This window comes from Methylogaea oryzae (assembly GCF_019669985.1).
Lineage (GTDB): Bacteria > Pseudomonadota > Gammaproteobacteria > Methylococcales > Methylococcaceae > Methylogaea > Methylogaea oryzae.
Map to the genome: position 1 here is coordinate 3,857,729 of NZ_AP019782.1, position 16,990 is coordinate 3,874,718.

A 16,990-nucleotide genomic window follows, 5' to 3' on the forward strand; every position below is an offset into this window, starting at 1 on the left:
TTGTGCGGTATCATGCCGCCCCCGCCAAGGCTGCCGGCTTGGCTAAGCGCATGCCCGACCCTGGAAACGGCGCGCCGCGATTGGCCCGACGCCCCGTCGCGATAGAACGATGGCCAACGACGCAGCCGTGTCGGGAAACGACAAGCCGATATTTAGGCACGGCCGGATAATCACTCGCTATATATAAACACGTCGATTGCGGCATATCGCGCAATCGCCTGCGGCATATCCCATAAACAATGACTGCGGCAAAATGCCGCATTGAGTTTGCCTGCCCATGGCATAGGATGTTTGCTCGACTTTCCGAGCGCGATCGGTTTTAAGCAGCGCCATTGAAATAAATCGCGCAAAGCGCCACCCCTATTACTACCAACCAGGACGGCCAGTATGTCGACAAATAATAACCACATCACCGCAAGCTTCGACACCGGATTTTTCGTCTGCGAATCGGCCCAAATGGCGGTCACGCTCAAATACTGCCTGTCGCACAAAAGCGCCGCGACCCAAGGCGCAGCGGTGCGGCATCCTTGCCGGGATTGCAGCCCCGAACAGAAACTGGCGACCATCAATCGATTCACCCTGGACGAGCTGTTTCACGGCAAGGGATTCGATGAATATAAAACCGCGGTCGGCGGACAATTCCCATCGAAAAACAGCCCGGCCAAATACCACGCCTAATCAACCAGCAACGCCGACGAACGGCGCCCAAAAAAAACCACGACCCCGAAATATTAATGTTTATATACCGTATTACAGGAACAGCCATCTCCGCCCAGAAACTCCAGTATCCGGCACGCCAATCCATCGCGCTGCCAAAAAGAATCGTCGTGTTTTCCGATACCCTGGCGCTCGACTCGCAGGGATACTGCACGCAAATCCACGACAAGCACGCGCAACAAACCAAGCACCTCATTATCGGCGCCGCGCGCTGCCACGAATGCGGCGCATGCGAGAAACCGCCTCTGACGGCCGACACGATTCACATCGTGGACCAGGATGCCGAAGTGGAAATCAAAAGCCGCAACCTCATCGTCACGGAAAACGCGAAAGCCTACTGCCTGGACCATGGCGTAACGATAACCGCCCTGCCGGTGCTGGCGGCTTAATCGGTTTCCGCGGCGTTATCCACTTGCAGCAAGCCGGCGAAGCGCCGGCGGGTTTTGGCGGAGGCCAGTAGCGCAAAACGGCGGTCAAAGCCGGCGCGGGCTTGGCCGGCGCGCTGATCCACATCTCGCAGCAAAGCGCCCATGGCCATGAGCGTCATGGGCTGGGCGCGCCGCAACTTATGCGTCGCGGCCAGCTCCAGCAGGGCGGCGACCTGCACCTGGCTGTCCTGGTAGGCTCCCAGCTCCTCCTGCAGCGCCTTGAGTATGCCCACCAGCCGTTGGAGCCGGCGGGGCGGATAAAGCGCCTGAAAGAACTCCAGCAGATAACGCAGTTTTTTGCAGGTTTTGCGCAGCTCGTGCAGGGCTTGCGGCGGCGAATCCGGCTCGATGGCCTCCCCTTCCTTCAATACCCGCCGATAGACTTTTTCGATCCGGCCTCCGGCCACGACCAGCACCGGCTGGGTCGCATGGAGCAGGCTGGAGCGACGCGGCAGGGGGGCGTCCAAAAAAGCGCGCCATTCGGCCAGGAAGCGGCGGTGGTCCGCCGAACGCAAATGCCGCAGCAAATGCCGCAGTTCCCGGCGATGGCGGCGGCTCAATTCGGCCCGCAACGGCTCCAATGCGGCGCGCAAAGGTTCGGGCACGGTCTGCGCCTGGGCATCCAGCCCTTGCAAATACACCTCCCAATCCCTGGCCGCGCTGCTCATGCGGCCCAGTTCGGCGAAGCCGGCGGCAAAACGGCGAATGCGGGGCGCGGGAAACACCTGCTTGATTTGGCCCAAGGCGCAACGGGTGCGGCGCACCGCCACGCGAAAGTCGTGCAGGCTTTCGCCGTCCCTGCCGCTTAGCAATTCCGCCTGGTTGTACTCCAGCGTTTCCAGCAAATGGCGAAGGATGCGTTTGGCGGCGCCGTCGGCCCGCTCTTCCGGCCAAAGCGCCGGATATTTTTGACCTCCGCTGTGGAAATTCGCCATGCGCACCTCTGGCCGTAGGGAAAAGCTGAGTCAGGAAGCGCTGAGACACGCGGCGGGCCGGTGCCCGACTTCATGCTGCGCCGGACGGCCGTCCCGCGGTTCCAATTGCGCCTTGAGCTGGTTGCGGGCGCGGGCCAAGCGCGACATGACGGTTCCGGCCGGGCAGCCGAGGATTGCGGCGATCTCTCGGTAACTCAAGCCTTCGAAATCGCGCAGCATGACGACCTCCCGCTGCGTCAGCGGCAGGGTTTGCACCGCCCGCCGCAGCGCATCCCGCTCCAGCGATGCGATCAGCGCCATTTGCGGATCGTGTTCCGGCGTGGGATGGAGGGCCGCTTGATCGTTGTCCAGCCCCACCCATTCCGGGCCTCGGCGCCGTTGGCGCAAAGTATTCAGCCAGGCATTGCGCAAGATCGCCAACAGCCAAGCCTTCAGCTGCTCCGCCGGCCTGTCGGGAATCCCGGCGCGCAAGGCGCGGGAGTAGGTTTCCTGCACCAAATCTTCGGCGTCCTGGGGATGGCGCGACAACGCCCTGGCATAGCGGTACAACAGGTCCGAATGGTCCAGCGTCGCTTGTTGTGCGATGGGGGTGATGCTGCCCATGAGCCTATCCCGGTGTCAGTCTGAGCGGTTTCAGTATATCCCCGATTGTTTCCACCGACGGCGGGCGCCGACCCACAAAATTTTTGCCCGGCCCGGGAATAAATGGCGGCTTTCCGTGTTTACGTCAGTGTATACGGTTGCAGAACTGCGTAAGGAGGCAATATGAAAGCATTGGCATTGCTGGGTTTGGCGCTGCTGGCCGGCGCCGTTTACGCCGAGCCGTTGGGGCTGCCGCCGGTGCCCATCCCGGCGGACAATCCGCAGAGCGCGGAGAAGATCAAGCTGGGCGACAAGCTGTTCCACGACAAGCGCTTCAGTTCAACAGGCGCCGTGGCCTGTTCCAACTGCCACGACGATGCCAAAGCCTTCACCGACAGCCCGCGGCGCGTGTCGGAAGGCGTCAACAAACTCACCGGCACCCGCAACGCGCCCACGGTCATCAACGCGGCCTACATGAAAACCCAGTTCTGGGACGGCCGCTCCCCCAGCCTGGAAGACCAGGCACTGTATCCTTTCCTCAACCCGGTGGAAATGGCGCTGCCCGACCACGGGCCGATCTTGAAAATCGTCCGCAACGACCCGGACTACGCGGCGGCCTTCCAGTCCGTGTTCGGCAAATCCGGCGAAGCCATCACCATGAAGGAAGTCACCCAGGCCATCGCCAGCTTCGAGCGCACCGTCGTCGCCGGCAATTCGCCTTTCGACCGCTGGTACTACGGCCATGATGAGAGGGCGCTGACGCCGGCCCAGGTGCGCGGCTTCCAGGTGTTCGTCGGGCAGGGGCGCTGCGTGTCCTGCCACGTGATAGAACAAACCCAGGCCCTGTTCACCGACAACCGCTTCCACAATATCGGCGTCGGCATCACCGCCGTGCAGGCCGATGTGCCGAAGCTGGCCGGCGCTTTCCTGGAAGCCAAGGCCAAGGGAGTAGACGTGGACGTGGCGGTGCTCACCGACAAGAAAACCTCGGAACTGGGCCGCTTTGCCGTCACCGACCAGTTCGACGACCTGGGCGGCTTCAAGACGCCGACCCTGCGCAACATCGCCCTGACCGCGCCCTATATGCACGACGGCAGCCTGAAGACGCTGAAGGACGTGATGACCCACTACAACAACGGCGGCATCGCTAAGGCCGGCGACAGGGTGAACGACTTCCTCAGCGGCGGTATCCGCCCGCTCAATCTCACCAGTCAGCAGATGGACGATCTGGTGGCCTTCATGCAGGCGCTGACCAGTCCGGAATTCGCCCAAACCGCCGCCAAAGCCAAATAAGGAGCAGCCGTCATGACCACCAACCTCAGCCGGCGCGCTTTCCTCAAAGGCGCCACCGCCCTTGCGGCAGCCCAGGCCCTGCCCATCAGCCTGGTGGAACTGGCCTTCGCCGACGAAAGCCAGAACTTCACTTTCGCCTACATTTCCGACTCCCACATCCAGCACATCCGCGGGGCCAAGTTCGTGCGCAACTGGGACCGCGGCCTGATCCGCGCCGTGGCGGAAACCAATCTACTGCACCCTAAGCCGGACTTCATCATGTTCGGCGGCGACCTGGCCCAGCTCGGCAGCAAGCCGGAACTGGACCACGGCGCGGAAATGCTCTCCGCCCTCAGCGGCAAGGTGCACCACGTCATGGGCGAGCACGACTACTACCTGGACTTGGGCGAGTACTGGAGCCAGTTGTTCGGCCCGCACTACTACAGCTTCGACCACAAGGGCGTGCACTTCGTAGTGCTGAACAGCATCCTCACCTTTGATGACTGGACCTTCAACCGCTGGCCCACCGCCGAGCAGCGCATGGCGGAAATGGCCGGCCTGGACAATCCCAACGGCTCGCCTTTCATGGTGGGCGACAAGCAGCGCGAGTGGCTGCGCCAGGATTTGGAGAAAGTGGACAAGAACACGCCGCTGGTGGTGTTCTCCCACTCGCCGCTGCAGAAGATCTACAAAGGCTGGAACTTCTGGACCGAGGACGCCGAGCCCGTGCAGGAATTGCTGAAACCGTTCGCCAAGGTCAACGTGCTCTATGGCCACGTGCACCAGATCCAGTACAACCAGATCGGCAACATCAGCTTCCACTCGGTGATGGCCACCGCCTGGCCCTGGCCCTATCCCGCCAGCTACGCCCAGGCCGAGCAGTACCTGCCCAAGCTGACCGTGCCCATGAACCGGGCCGACCCCTTCTTCGAACGGGACGCCACCGGCTGGCAGTTCATCAACATGGCCAACGGCAACGTGGACCTACGCTACACGCTGTACGAAAACCGCAGCCGCGAAGTGGCCTACAACGACAAAACCAAGCAGCCGGAAGACAGCGCCTACCAGCCCGACAGCGCGCGCATTCCACCGCAGACCCACTATTGAGCCAAAGGACCATCGCCATGCGTAACCGCCAAGTATTTTCCGCCGCCGCCCTGCTGAGCCTGGTGTTGGCCGTCCCCGCCCAGGCCGACGAGTTCGCCGACACGGACCTCAAACGCTGGGAACAGGAATTCCAGACCGCGGTCAAGGAAGGCCGCCGCCTGTGGACCAGCCCGGAGCTGGGCAGCAACGGCGTGGTGTGCGCCCAGTGCCACCCCAACGCCGCCAACACCCACCCGGAAACCTACCCCAAGTTCCAAAAGCAACTGGGCAAGGTGGCCAACCTGTGGGAAATGGTCAACTGGTGCATCCGCAACCCCGTGGAAGGCCAGCCCCTGACCGCCGACGACCCGCGCATGACCGCCATCCTGGCCTACGTCGCTTACGAACGGCGGGGGGTGAAGCTGGAACCAGGGAAACATTGACGAGGCCTACGGCGTGCATCTGTCAGCGCATTGCGACATCGATTGCCCCTGTCCAGACCGAAAGTGACGTTTTACGTCAGTTTTCTACCACCCGATCAAACGGAAGACATGCCGTAAAGCGTCAGAAACACGAGAAAACGGTCTTTTTCGTCATTGGCACGATGTTCGCTTATAACACTGCGCAGTCAGTTGCACTTTTCAACTACAGGACACAAACACTATGAACATGCAAAAAGCACAACAGGGCTTCACCTTGATCGAACTGATGATCGTTGTGGCCATTATCGGTATCTTGGCAGCCATCGCGATCCCGGCTTACAGCGATTACACTGCAAAGGCGCAAGCATCGGAAGGTTTTTCTCTGCTGGACGGCCTGAAAACGCCTCTGTCTGAAAACGTCGATGCAAACGGCACCTGTGCCGCCCCGACTGGTGCAGTAGTAACCGGTAAATACGGCGCGATCGTTATCACGGGCGACACCACCGCATGTGTCGCGACTTTCACCTATGCCGCCCCGGCCAGCGCAAAAATTATCGGCGCCACCTCGGCATTGACGTATACCCCCGCAGCGGCCAATCCTTGGTCTTGCGCAAGCAGCTTGCCGGCCGGCATCAAACCGGCTTCGTGCTAATGAGGCCGGAAGCCGTCTAGCGCTTCCCGATCTCGATAAAGGAAAAGGGTGGTCGCAATTGCGCCACCCTTTTTTCCGTTGCAGACCTTCCCTACGTAATAAATTTACGGTTTTATCGCATACTTTCGCCGGTACTCTTCCACTGCTTCCAACTCCGCTTCGTAGCCCGGGTGTTCACGTAGATAGTCCAGAATACCCTCCAGCGAGACGATGGAGCTCACAGGCATCCCGTAGGACTTTTCCACCTCGGCGATAGCGGACGTTTCTTCGCGGCCCTTCTCCTGCCTATCCAGCGCAATCAACACCCCAGCCGGCGTAGCGCCAGCGTGGCGAATAATTTCCACAGACTCCCTTACCGAAGTTCCCGCCGTAATCACGTCGTCAACGATGATGGCTTTGCCTTGGAGCGGCGCGCCGACTAAGTTGCCGCCTTCGCCGTGATCCTTCGCCTCCTTGCGATTGAAGACGAAAGGCACTTCCTTACCGGTCATGTCGGCCAATGCGATGGCGGTAGCGCAAACCAGGGGTATGCCCTTGTAGGCCGGACCGTACAGCAGATCGTACTCCAGACCGGAATGGAGCAGGGCCTCGGCATAGAAACGGCCTAACCGCCCCAGCCGCGCGCCGCTGTCGAACAAACCGCTATTGAAGAAATACGGACTGAGGCGGCCGGATTTCAGCGTGAACTGGCCGAAGCGCAAAACGCCGCAATCGATGGCGTACCGGATAAAGTCTCTTTGGAATGGCTGCATAGAGGTGCCGCTGGCTGGAAAAATAAGAGGGGATGATAAAGTCGGCAATGAGGATTTTCCACACGAACTGTGGATAACTTGGTGGACAACGACGGGATAGGGCCCCGAGCCCATGGCGATTACCGGTTAACCGAATGCGTCCCCGCAAATCGAGCGGCGCACAAATAACCCAGCAACAACAATCGGTTACATTATCCTGCGATGCATTAATCGAGCTCCGGCTCGCGAAATGAACGCCAATGTGCATAACCACGCAGGCGTTATTTGCACGATTAAAGAAATCTGCCCAGCACGGAGTCGAGAAATTGCCAGCCGTGCTCGCTGCAGCGAATCCTGCCGTGCTCATACAGCAATAATCCATCGGCGCAGCACCGATCCAACTCGGGCTGCAAAACCGCCAAGGGCTGGCCGGTACGCTCACTGAACAGTCCTTCGGCAAATCCCTCACGCAAACGCAAAGCATTCATCAAAAACTCCAAGGGCTTTTGCGCCGCCGCCACGGTTTCTACGCCGGCCACGCCTTGCGCGGAGCCGGCTTTTTCCAAGTAAACGGCGGGATGGCGTTGCTTCCAGCGCCGCTGGATTGTTCCGTCCGCTTGAGTCAGTTTGCCATGGGCGCCGGCGCCGATACCCAGATAATCGCCGAATTCCCAGTAATTGAGATTATGGCGACACGGAAAACCGGCCCTGGCATAAGCGGACACTTCGTATTGACGGTAGCCGGCTTCCGACAACATCGCCTGCCCGGTTTGTTGGATATTCCACAACAACCCGTCCTCGGGCAACGCCGGCGGGTGTTTCGCAAAAGGCGTTCCCGGCTCCAAGGTCAACTGGTAATAGGAAATTTGCGCCGGTTCCAGGGCAATGGCGGTGCGGACGTCGGCAGCGGCCTCCTCAATGCCCTGGCCGGGCAAGCCGAACATCAAATCCAGGTTGAAATTGACAAAACCGGCCGTCTTGGCCATTTCAACGGCGGCCAAGGCCTCCTGGCGGTCGTGAATCCGGCCCAGCGCCGCCAACTGACGATCTTGGAAGCTTTGTATGCCGATGGACAGGCGATTGACGCCGGCCGCTCGAAAACCGGCGAACTTACCCGCCTCCGCAGTGCCGGGATTGGCCTCCAGGGTAATTTCGGCATCTTGGGCCAACGGAATACGCCGGCCGATGCCTTCCAACAGATCGGCGATGGCTTCGGCGCCGAACAGGCTGGGGGTTCCTCCGCCGATAAACACCGTCTGCACCGGCCTGGGGCCGCAAACGGCCAGCTCCGACTCCAAATCGGCCAAAAGCGCGGCAACGTAGCGCCGTTCCGGCAACGTGTCCGTAGCGTGGTGGGAGTTGAAATCGCAATACGGGCATTTACGAACACACCAGGGGATATGCACGTATAGCCCTAAGGGAGGCGCCAAGCGCTCGTCATCCACGGCGATCACGACCGACGGGCAAGAAGCGCCCGGCGTTGCACGAAACGAAAAAATGTTTCCATTACGAAACGGCGATTCCTGGGCGAAACGGCTTACCAGTTTACCGCGAAAGCCCCTGGAATGCCTTTAGCCGCATGACGGTATCCGATACCTTATGCGACGCTTAATCATGAAGCACTAATACTTGTCCAGAGACAAAAGGCTTGACACAAGGAAACAGACTGTTTAAAAAAACAACGCGGGAGCACACTTTGCCGTCCCGGCGTCGCGCAGGCTCTCGTGGCTTTGCGTGGGTTGGTAGGCGTCGCTCTTTGACGCACTTTTGTTAACTGATACTTATCTCTAGAGGTTAAGAACATGGAACAAGAAAAAGACAACTTTTGGTTGATTATCGGCGGCGTAATCGCTCTGGCCATCGTGCTGGTAGTGATGCTGAAGAGCCGTGAAATGGAAAGCGCCGGCTTCTCCAGCGGCTACGCTGAATCCAAAGCCGAAGTCGATAAGCAAGTTGCCAAGGCGCACACGATGGCCAACAAGTAAGCAGTTCTTCACCGGTGATTTCACCGGTGGGAACGGTTTGCAAGGCCCAAGGAATTAATAATCAAGCTTAGGGATAAGAGGAGAACTGATTACTCCGCCTTGCTATGCGGTAGCTGCCTGGATGTCGAGATAGAACAACGACTATAAGTACATCCGGCACCAACAAAAGGCGCTATCGCACGGCAAGGCATTTTTATTCCCCCCACCGCGGCTTGCTGGCAAGCCCAATCGCCGCCTCGTAAAAATCTCACGATATTTGGCTTTCCGAGCCATGCGCTATAGTTGCCCGACAGTTGATGGAAACTGAGGGCGTCTTCCGTGAAAATCCACCAAGTCGGCACCGAAGAAGCCGTCGCCAGCCTCCATAGCTCCCGATCAGGACTTGACCAAACCGAGGCCCTGCGCCGTTTGGCCGAATACGGCCCCAATAGCGTGGAAGCACTCGCCGGCAAGCCGCTTTGGCTGGTCTTTATTGAAGAGTTCAGCCACTTTTTCGCCTTGATTTTATGGCTGGCGGCGGGCTTGGCGTTTTTTGCCGAATCTCGGCAACCGGGGCAGGGCATGTCTACCCTGGGATACGCCATCCTTGGCGTCATCGCAGTCAACGGCCTGTTTTCCTTCTGGCAGCAATATCGCGCCGAACAAGCCGTGACAGCCCTGCAGAAACTGCTGCCGCAGTATGTCAAGGCGCTACGCGAAAACAAGATCGCCCTCATACCCGCAGCCGACCTGGTGCCCGGGGACATTATCGCCTTGCAGGAAGGCGACAACGTGCCGGCCGACTGCCGGCTGATCGAAGCCTATTCGCTGCGCGTCAACAACGCCACCGTCACCGGCGAATCCCTGCCCCAGGCGCGGGATGCCCTGCCTTCCGGCGAAGACGAAACCGTCCACAGCCGCAACGTGTTGCTAGCCGGCACCAGCGTCGTTTCCGGCGAGGGCACGGCGGTGGTATTCGCCACGGGGATGCACAGCGAATTCGGCAAGATCGCCCACCTCACCCAAACCGCGGGCGACATTTTGTCGCCGCTGCAAAAAGAGATCGTTCGCCTCAGCCGCATCGTGGCAGGACTGGCCTTGGGGCTAGGCGTGCTGTTTTTCGTTATCGGCCAAGCCATGGGCCTGTCGTTCTGGGACAACTTCCTTTTCGCCATCGGCATCATCGTCGCCAACGTACCGGAGGGCTTACTGCCCACGGTGACCCTCTCCCTGGCCATGGCCACCCAACGCATGGCCAAGCGCAACGCGCTGATACGCCACCTGCCTTCGGTGGAAACGCTGGGCGCCGCCACGGTGATCTGCACCGACAAAACCGGCACCCTCACGCAAAACCGCATGGAAGCCCGCGCACTATATTTGAACGGCGAACACCTCAGCTTGGCCGACGTGCACCGGCGACCGGATTTGGCGCGCGAACATCACCGTTTTTTCGAAGACGCCCTCCTGTGCCATAACCTGAAGCAAGCCATCGACAACGGCCGCACCCATTGGTTGGGCGATCCCATGGAAGTCGCCTTGGTGGGTATGGCCAAAGCCTGCCTGGGAACGGCCATCGCGTATCCGAAGATCAACGAAATTCCTTTCGACACCGACCGCAAACGCCTGTCCACCGTCCACCATACCCCGCAGGGCGCCGTGCTGTACTGCAAGGGCGCGCTGGAGACGGTGCTGCCGCTGTGCGACCAGGTTAGCCTGGATGGCCGCCTGGAGCCGCTTCACGACGACCAGCGGCAACGCTTCCAACAAGCCCAAGAAACCTTGGCGGCGCAAGGCCTGCGGGTACTGGCCTTTGCCTGGCGGGAATTGGGTGGCGAACACAGCGGCCAACATCTGGAAGAAAAGCTGGTGCTGGCCGGCTTGGCGGGATTGCTCGACCCGCCCCGCCCGGAAGTGCCGGCCGCCTTGCAAAAATGTCGCACGGCCGGCATCAAGGTCATTATGGTAACCGGCGATCATCCCCACACGGCGGTGGCCATCGGCCGGGAAATCGGCTTGATCACAGGCGAACACCCGGTGGTCGTCACCGGCGACCGCTTGCGCAAACTCAGCAAAACCCAGTTACAACTGGCCCTGGACTCTCCCGAGATCGTCTTCGCCCGAGTGGCGGCGGACCAGAAAATGCGCATCGTCGAAGCGCTCAAGAGCAAGAAAGAGGTGGTGGCGGTTACCGGAGACGGCGTCAACGACGCGCCGGCCCTGAAATTGGCCGACATCGGCATCGCCATGGGAGTGGCCGGCACCGACGTAGCCAAGGAAGCGGCCGATATGATCTTGCTGGACGACAACTTCGCCAGCATCGTCGCCGCCATCGAGGAAGGGCGCTCGGTGTTCGACAACATCCGCCGCTTTCTCACCTACATCCTTACCTCCAATATCCCGGAGCTGGTGCCTTACCTGGCTTTTGCGCTGCTTAAAATTCCGCTGCCGCTGACGATCATCCAGATTCTCGCGGTGGACTTGGGCACCGACATGATTCCCGCCCTTGGACTGGGCGCGGAAAAACCGGACCCCGCCACCATGACCAGCCCGCCCCGGCCACGCTCGGACACGCTGCTCAATTGGCGCATCCTGATGCGCGCCTATCTGTATTTGGGGACAATGGAAGCGGTTGCGGCCATGGCAGCGTTTTTCTACGTGCTGCACGGCGGCGGCTGGCGTTACGGCGACTTCCTGGCGGACAACGCGCCGCTCTATTTGCAGGCCACCACGGCCTGCCTCGGCGCCATCATCGTCGCACAAATCGCCAACGTGTTTATCTGCAAGTCGCCCGGCCGCAGCCTATTCGCCGCGCCGCTACTCGACAACCGGTTGATCCTCTGGGGTATCGCCCTGGAAATCGGCTTGATCCTCGCCATCGGCTACACGCCATGGGGCAACCGCGTGTTCGGCACGGCGCCCATCGGCGCGGAGGTTTGGCTGTTCGCCGCGCCGTTCGCGCTGGGCATGGTGGCGCTGGAAGAATTGCGGAAGCGCCTGACGGGAAGCGCCGCCGCCAACCGGCGGGCGGGCGCGTCCCGATAAGGCTCAGTAAGAGCGCAGTTCGCTTTTCGACTCCGCCGGAGCCTGCGCCGGCTCGGCTTCGATCGGAACAGGCAAGGCGGCGGGCTGCGGCCGGCCATCGTGCGCTTTCAGCTGCGCCATCAGCTTCTTAAGGGCGGCATCCAGGCTACGATCCATGACGACTTCTGTGCCCATGGAAACGATCACCCGGGCCAGCTGCGGTATCTTGGTGGTGCTGGACGCGGTGATATATACCGGCTGCACGTAAACCACCGCGTGGCCGATGGGCAGCACGATGGTGCGGCCGCGGTTGATCCTGGCGCCGCGCTGATCCCACAAGGTGAACTGCTCGCGAATCACCGGATCCTGGTCGATCAAAGCGCTGATTTGCGCCGGACCATCGATTTGTTTCTGCGGGAACTTGTAGATCACCAACTTGCCTGCGTAGTCCAGCCCGCTGCAAGTTTCGTTTTCCATGGGCCCCGCCACGGCCAATACGCTAAGGTTGTCGCGGCCGACCGGCGTCATGGGGCTGATCAACACGAATTTTTGCAACTCAGGGCAGTCCGGCGCATCGATGGTCAGGTAATACGGACGCATGGGCTGAGGCGGATGGACGCCGATGTTTTGCGCAAACGCCCAGGTCTCCGACTGCTGATAGAACTGATCCGGATTGGTCTGGTGATAACGGGCATAGAGCTGCATCTGCAAGGCGAACAAATCGCGCGGATAGCGCAACTGTTCGCGCAACAGCGGCAGCATCTCGCTGACATCCTTGAACAGGCCCGGATAAGCCTTGCGGTAGGCTTGAATGACCGGATCGGTCGGATCGCTGATGTAAAACTTGGTGGTGCCGTTATAAGCGTCCACCACCACTTTCACCGAGTTGCGGATGTAGTTGAATTCCTTGATGTCCGTCGCGCTGGCGCCCACCTTGAACGGAAACCTCACGGCCTTGGCCGCCGGATAATGGGGCGACAGCGTGTAGGCGTCCTGTATCCAATACATGCGGTTCGGCGTCACGGCTAGATAGGGATCGCTGTCCAACTCCAGGAACGGCGCCAGCGTCTTGATGCGATCCACGATATTGCGGCGGTAGAGAATCTTGCTGTTTTCGTCGATGTTGAAGGAGAAAAACAACTTCTCATCGCGGTAATACACCGCATAAATCAATTTGCGGAACAAGGACGACAAAGGCACGCCGCCCTTGGCGCGATAGTCCGATTTCAACTCCGGCTCCGACGCGGAAATATCCACCGCGTTGAGCTTGTTGGGCGCGATGGCGTAGTCGAGATTTTCCTGGCCGTAATAGACGTCGGGGCGCTTGATGGTCATGCCCACCGGCGACTGCTGCTCCAAGTCCCTCAAATACCACTGCATGGGCTCTTCGCCCCGCTGCGCGGCCGGGATCACCACGGCGCCGAAGCCGTGGGTATAGCGCAAGTGGCGGTTTTCCCAATTCTTGGCGGCGTCGGGCAGCTTATCCATGTTCACTTCGCGCGCCGCCAGGTCCACCTGTTGCAAACGGTTATTGATGGGGTAACGGCCCACATCCACCGGCGAGAAGTTGTAGTAGGGACGGATGCCTTGGAATTGCTGGAACACGTCCTCCAGCAATTCTTCATCCCACACCGGGATATTGGACAAATGCTGTTGCAAGGCCGGGCCGATGCGGTCGATTTCCGCTTCCAGATCGGAGGCCAGGTCGAAATCCACATATTTCACGTTACGCAGGCCGAACGCGTCGAGAGTGGCGTCGATGTTGGCCTGCATGTAGCGCCCTTCGGTTTTCACCGGATTGGGCTTGACCAGGTACTTGTCCAACAGCACCGGGATCAAATCCAGCTGGCGCATACCCAGCACCACCAAGAAACCGATGCCTAGCAATCCGGCGGTTTTCAGGCCGCGCCCCCGGTTGAAGAAGTACACCACGCTGAGGGAGGCGCCCAGAAAGGTCAGCACGCTGAGCCAAATCAAGGGCAGCTGATAATTCATCTCCACAAAGCCCGGCCCATAAAACACCGGTTCGTGCTTGTTGGTGAACAACAAGCCGTAGCGCTCCAAGATGAAGCCCCAGCACTGGATCAGCAGGGTCACCACCACCAAGCCGGTGAGATGGGCGCGCGCCTCGGGCGGCCACTCCTTGCGCTGGGTGGGAATGGTGTAGTGCTCGACCCAGTACAACACGGCCATGGCGCCCGACAGCAGGATGAACGTCCACAGCAAAGCGTTCTGGATCAGCTTGAAGATGGGATACGAGAACAAATGGAAACCGACGTCGTGGCCGAACAAGGGATCGTCCACCCCGGCGGCGGGGCCGAAGAAAAACAGCAACGCATCTTCCCAGTGCTGGTAAAACGGCATGGCGATGATCGCCGCCAACACCAGGGACAAAGGCAGATACACCTGCATGGAACCGCTTTGGAAGCGGTGCATCAAGCGCAGATAGCCCTTGCCTTCAGGCGACTGGGCCAGCAGGGCGAACTCCGTTTCGTCCACCCCCAGGTAGCGGGATGCCGCCCAGAAATTGAGGAAAAAGATCAGGAAGAAAAACAGCGTAACGCCGCCGGACAGAATGTAGCGATAGAGGAACCGCAGCCAGAAATACGGTTCGAAATTCAACGCCTTGAACCACCACCAGTCCACCAGGAAATGGGTGAGCAGGATTCCGGCGATCAACCCGGTCGCGGCCAAAACGGCAAGGGCAACGCACAGGAAGATCAGCAGGTTTTTCCAGTTGGGCATAATGTCCTCGTTGTGTCCAATCCGGTCGGGTGGTAGGCGGGAGCCGCGCCGGCGGCGGCAGGCCAAGGCAGGCAATAGGCAGGAGCTAAGATAATACGTCGGCCACTATCCTACAAGCCGGGCGGCCGGTGCGAACGGGCGGCGGGAGCGCGGACTTTGTCCATGGCGAAGCGCGTTATCAAGGCGCGGCGAACGGCCCTCGCAGGAAGAACCGGCAACCCACCGCGGCCTTGCGCCAAGACCCCGGTCAGCCTTCGACCACGCGACACACCACGGCGGAAATATTATCCGGCCCGCCTCGCTCGCGCGCCAAGTTGACCAATGCCAGGCAGGCGATGGACGGAGGGGCTTCCAGCAAATTCGCCAACTCGACGGGGCTCAGCTGATCGTGCAGGCCGTCGGAGCTCAGCAGGAACACGTCCTCCATTTGGACAGACAAAGGCTCGACCGAAATCTGCGGACGAAGCTCTTGGTCGCTGCCCAGGGCGCGAACGATAACGTTGCGACAGGGGTGATCCACCGCGTCGGCCTCCGACAACATGCCGCCGCGCACCATTTCCGCCACCAGGCTATGGTCTTCGGACAGCTGCTGCAATTGGCCGTTGCGCAAGCGATACAGCCGGCTATCGCCGACATGGACAAACCAAGCCTGTTCGCCGGCCAAAGCCAGCGCCGTGGCGGTGGTGCCCATGCCGCGCTGGGCGGGATTGGCCTCCCCCTGATCGAGAATGCGACGATTGGCCGTCGCCAAGGCAAGCCGCAAAGCCGTCGGCAAAGGCTCGGCCAAGTCGACCACGCAAGCCTCGTTCATGGCATCCAGCGCCATTTGGGCGGCAACCTCGCCGGCGGCGTGCCCGCCCATGCCGTCGGCCACCACCAATAAGGCGCCACCGCTGGGCAAACTGAACACGCCCACGCGGTCCTCGTTGTTTTGCCGGACGCAGCCCATATCGCACAGGCTGGCCACTTCCGCCGCCATGCCGGCGCTGAGGCTGATGCGCTGGACGTCGGGATCCGCCGTCGGAAAGTCGAGTTGCGGGTTGTGGGATACGGCCATGCCGGGTCGCTCCGGGGTCAATGCAGCTTGATTTTGGGGTGAACGCTGCGGCGGAAAAAGTGGGACAGTGTCAGCATGCCCACGCGGAACACGCCGAACAAGGCCAGTTGATGCATTTTATAGAGCGACAGATAAACCATGCGGGCGACAAAACCTTCGATCATCAAGCTGCCGCCGAGGCCGCCCATCAAATTGCCCACCGTGCTGAACTTGCCCAGGGACACCAGAGAGCCGTAGTCCCGGTAGCGGTATTCCTTCAGCCCTCGGCCTTTCAGTTGCCGCAGGATGTTGTCGTGGACCAGATCGGCCATCTGGTGGGCGGATTGGGCGCGGGGGGGCACCTGCCCGTTGCGTTCCGGCCAGGGGCAGGCGGCGCAATCGCCGATGGCGAAAATCCCGTCGTCGCCGCTGCTTTGCAGCGTGGGCCGCACCACCAATTGATTGGCCCGGTTGGTTTCCAATCCCAGGGTTTTCATGAAGTCCGGCGCCTTGATGCCGGCCGCCCAGACCTTGATCCGGCCGGGAATGACCTGCCCCGAATCGGTTTTGACACCGGCGGGGCTCACTTCCACCACCCGCTGCTTGAGCAATACGTCTACGCCCAATTTATGCAGTTCACGCAAAGTCGCGTCGGACAGCCGGGCCGGCAGCTCCGGCAGCAAGCGGGGCGAGGCCTCCACGATGCTTAACTTGACATCGGCGGGCTTGACGCGATCCAAGCCGTAAGTATTGAGCAAATGCGACACTTCATGGAGCTGGGCCGCCAGTTCGATGCCGGTGGCGCCGCCGCCGATAATCACTACCTCCAGCTTGCCCTTGGTCACGTGGGCGCGCACGTATTCCTCCATAAGGCGCTCCTGGAAGCGTTCGGCTTGCTCGGTCGTGTCCAGGAACATGCAGTGCTCGGCCACGCCCTTGATGCCGTAGTCGTTGCACACGCTGCCCACCGCCATCACCAGGATGTCGTAACGGACGTCGCGCACCGGCACCAGCACGGCGCCGACACTGTCCAGAATGGGCGCCAAACGAATGGTTTTGGCTTGACCATCCAGGCCCTGCATGCGGCCGAGGATGAAACGGAAATGGTTGGTGTTGGCCTGGGCCAGATACTCCAGCTCGTCCTCGTGGGAATCCAGCGTGCCCGCCGCCACTTCGTGCAGCAGCGGCTTCCATACGTGGGTTTTGCTGCAATCCACCAGGGTGATTTCCGCCTCGCCGCGCCGCCCCAAGCTATTGCCCAACCGGGTGACCAGCTCCAGCCCACCGGCGCCGCCGCCCACCACGACGATCTTGGGGATGGGGTTATGTTGCTTAGAACTCATTTGATCTCTCCCGTTCGACCGGTGGTTAGGGCCGCGAAGTGAGATTCTGCGCCGGC

Annotated in this window: 15 protein-coding genes; 8 read left to right on the top strand and 7 right to left on the bottom strand. The window is 60.6% G+C overall.

Annotated elements, in window-relative coordinates; all coding sequences use genetic code 11:
• Positions 1 to 387 precede the first annotated feature (387 nt).
• Together K5607_RS17225 and K5607_RS17230 are read left to right on the top strand one after the other, a co-directional pair.
• Positions 388 to 678, top strand: coding sequence for a hypothetical protein (locus tag K5607_RS17225; RefSeq protein WP_054772641.1), 291 nt, complete (start codon positions 388 to 390; stop codon positions 676 to 678).
• Between the two features lie 149 nt (positions 679 to 827).
• Positions 828 to 1,106, top strand: coding sequence for a hypothetical protein (locus K5607_RS17230; protein ID WP_156302254.1), 279 nt, complete (start codon positions 828 to 830; stop codon positions 1,104 to 1,106).
• Here K5607_RS17230 and K5607_RS17235 read toward each other — a convergent pair.
• Both K5607_RS17235 and K5607_RS17240 read right to left on the bottom strand, forming a co-directional pair.
• A complete protein-coding gene (locus K5607_RS17235; protein ID WP_156302253.1) occupies positions 1,103 to 2,080 on the bottom strand; it encodes a CHAD domain-containing protein in 978 nt (325 codons plus the stop codon). The two genes, K5607_RS17230 and K5607_RS17235, sit on opposite strands and share 4 nt — an antisense overlap.
• Before the next feature lie 30 nt (positions 2,081 to 2,110).
• Positions 2,111 to 2,683, bottom strand: coding sequence for an RNA polymerase sigma factor (locus K5607_RS17240; RefSeq protein ID WP_054772638.1), 573 nt, complete (start codon positions 2,681 to 2,683; stop codon positions 2,111 to 2,113).
• A 162-nt stretch (positions 2,684 to 2,845) separates the two neighbouring features.
• On the opposite strand from K5607_RS17240, the gene K5607_RS17245 reads away from it, so the two are divergent.
• From K5607_RS17245 to K5607_RS18225, 4 genes are all read left to right on the top strand, one after another.
• Entirely contained in the window at positions 2,846 to 3,955 is a 1,110-nt protein-coding gene (locus tag K5607_RS17245) for a cytochrome-c peroxidase (protein ID WP_054772637.1), read from the top strand.
• Between the two features lie 12 nt (positions 3,956 to 3,967).
• Positions 3,968 to 5,041, top strand: a complete 1,074-nt coding sequence (locus tag K5607_RS17250; RefSeq protein ID WP_221047748.1) for a metallophosphoesterase family protein — start codon at positions 3,968 to 3,970, stop codon at positions 5,039 to 5,041.
• Between the two features lie 17 nt (positions 5,042 to 5,058).
• Positions 5,059 to 5,463: a hypothetical protein gene (locus K5607_RS17255; protein WP_054772646.1), complete on the top strand. Its 405-nt coding sequence runs from the start codon at positions 5,059 to 5,061 to the stop codon at positions 5,461 to 5,463.
• A 220-nt stretch (positions 5,464 to 5,683) separates the two neighbouring features.
• Complete coding sequence (locus K5607_RS18225) at positions 5,684 to 6,094, top strand: pilin (protein WP_156302252.1); 411 nt, start codon at positions 5,684 to 5,686, stop codon at positions 6,092 to 6,094.
• A 104-nt stretch (positions 6,095 to 6,198) separates the two neighbouring features.
• Here K5607_RS18225 and pyrE read toward each other — a convergent pair whose 3' ends face one another.
• Both pyrE and hemW read right to left on the bottom strand, forming a co-directional pair.
• Complete coding sequence (gene pyrE, locus K5607_RS17265) at positions 6,199 to 6,846, bottom strand: orotate phosphoribosyltransferase (protein ID WP_054772636.1); 648 nt, start codon at positions 6,844 to 6,846, stop codon at positions 6,199 to 6,201.
• Between the two features lie 272 nt (positions 6,847 to 7,118).
• Positions 7,119 to 8,270: a radical SAM family heme chaperone HemW gene (gene hemW, locus K5607_RS17270; RefSeq protein WP_246598914.1), complete on the bottom strand. Its 1,152-nt coding sequence runs from the start codon at positions 8,268 to 8,270 to the stop codon at positions 7,119 to 7,121.
• Between the two features lie 357 nt (positions 8,271 to 8,627).
• Here hemW and K5607_RS17275 point away from each other — a divergent pair, with 357 nt between their 5' ends.
• Together K5607_RS17275 and K5607_RS17280 are read left to right on the top strand one after the other, a co-directional pair.
• Positions 8,628 to 8,810 carry a hypothetical protein gene (locus K5607_RS17275; RefSeq protein WP_221047749.1) on the top strand — a complete coding sequence of 61 codons (183 nt, stop codon included), beginning with the start codon at positions 8,628 to 8,630 and terminating at the stop codon, positions 8,808 to 8,810.
• A gap of 318 nt (positions 8,811 to 9,128) precedes the next feature.
• The gene (locus tag K5607_RS17280) at positions 9,129 to 11,831 is read left to right on the top strand and encodes a cation-translocating P-type ATPase (protein WP_221047750.1); all 2,703 of its coding nucleotides are present in this window, start codon (positions 9,129 to 9,131) and stop codon (positions 11,829 to 11,831) included.
• 3 nt (positions 11,832 to 11,834) lie between these two features.
• On the opposite strand, the gene K5607_RS17285 is transcribed toward K5607_RS17280, so the two are convergent.
• The 3 genes from K5607_RS17285 to K5607_RS17295 form a co-directional block, all read right to left on the bottom strand.
• Positions 11,835 to 14,555 (bottom strand): UPF0182 family protein, encoded by a 2,721-nt coding sequence (locus K5607_RS17285; protein ID WP_221047751.1) that lies wholly within the window; start codon positions 14,553 to 14,555, stop codon positions 11,835 to 11,837.
• Between the two features lie 247 nt (positions 14,556 to 14,802).
• Positions 14,803 to 15,612: a PP2C family protein-serine/threonine phosphatase gene (locus K5607_RS17290; protein WP_221047752.1), complete on the bottom strand. Its 810-nt coding sequence runs from the start codon at positions 15,610 to 15,612 to the stop codon at positions 14,803 to 14,805.
• A 17-nt stretch (positions 15,613 to 15,629) separates the two neighbouring features.
• Positions 15,630 to 16,934 carry an NAD(P)/FAD-dependent oxidoreductase gene (locus K5607_RS17295; protein ID WP_221047753.1) on the bottom strand — a complete coding sequence of 435 codons (1,305 nt, stop codon included), beginning with the start codon at positions 16,932 to 16,934 and terminating at the stop codon, positions 15,630 to 15,632.
• Positions 16,935 to 16,990: the final 56 nt, after the last annotated feature.

Excerpts from the sequence above, each read along its gene's own strand:
- K5607_RS17235 (WP_156302253.1), bottom strand. The coding sequence starts at position 2,080 with ATGGCGAATTTCCACAGCGGAGGTCAAAAATATCCGGCGCTTTGGCCG.
- pyrE (WP_054772636.1), bottom strand. The coding sequence starts at position 6,846 with ATGCAGCCATTCCAAAGAGACTTTATCCGGTACGCCATCGATTGCGGC.
- K5607_RS17295 (WP_221047753.1), bottom strand. The coding sequence starts at position 16,934 with ATGAGTTCTAAGCAACATAACCCCATCCCCAAGATCGTCGTGGTGGGC.
- K5607_RS17275 (WP_221047749.1), top strand. The coding sequence starts at position 8,628 with ATGGAACAAGAAAAAGACAACTTTTGGTTGATTATCGGCGGCGTAATC.
- K5607_RS17245 (WP_054772637.1), top strand. The coding sequence starts at position 2,846 with ATGAAAGCATTGGCATTGCTGGGTTTGGCGCTGCTGGCCGGCGCCGTT.
- K5607_RS18225 (WP_156302252.1), top strand. The coding sequence starts at position 5,684 with ATGAACATGCAAAAAGCACAACAGGGCTTCACCTTGATCGAACTGATG.
- K5607_RS17285 (WP_221047751.1), bottom strand. The coding sequence starts at position 14,555 with ATGCCCAACTGGAAAAACCTGCTGATCTTCCTGTGCGTTGCCCTTGCC.
- K5607_RS17255 (WP_054772646.1), top strand. The coding sequence starts at position 5,059 with ATGCGTAACCGCCAAGTATTTTCCGCCGCCGCCCTGCTGAGCCTGGTG.
- K5607_RS17225 (WP_054772641.1), top strand. The coding sequence starts at position 388 with ATGTCGACAAATAATAACCACATCACCGCAAGCTTCGACACCGGATTT.
- K5607_RS17250 (WP_221047748.1), top strand. The coding sequence starts at position 3,968 with ATGACCACCAACCTCAGCCGGCGCGCTTTCCTCAAAGGCGCCACCGCC.
- K5607_RS17290 (WP_221047752.1), bottom strand. The coding sequence starts at position 15,612 with ATGGCCGTATCCCACAACCCGCAACTCGACTTTCCGACGGCGGATCCC.
- K5607_RS17240 (WP_054772638.1), bottom strand. The coding sequence starts at position 2,683 with ATGGGCAGCATCACCCCCATCGCACAACAAGCGACGCTGGACCATTCG.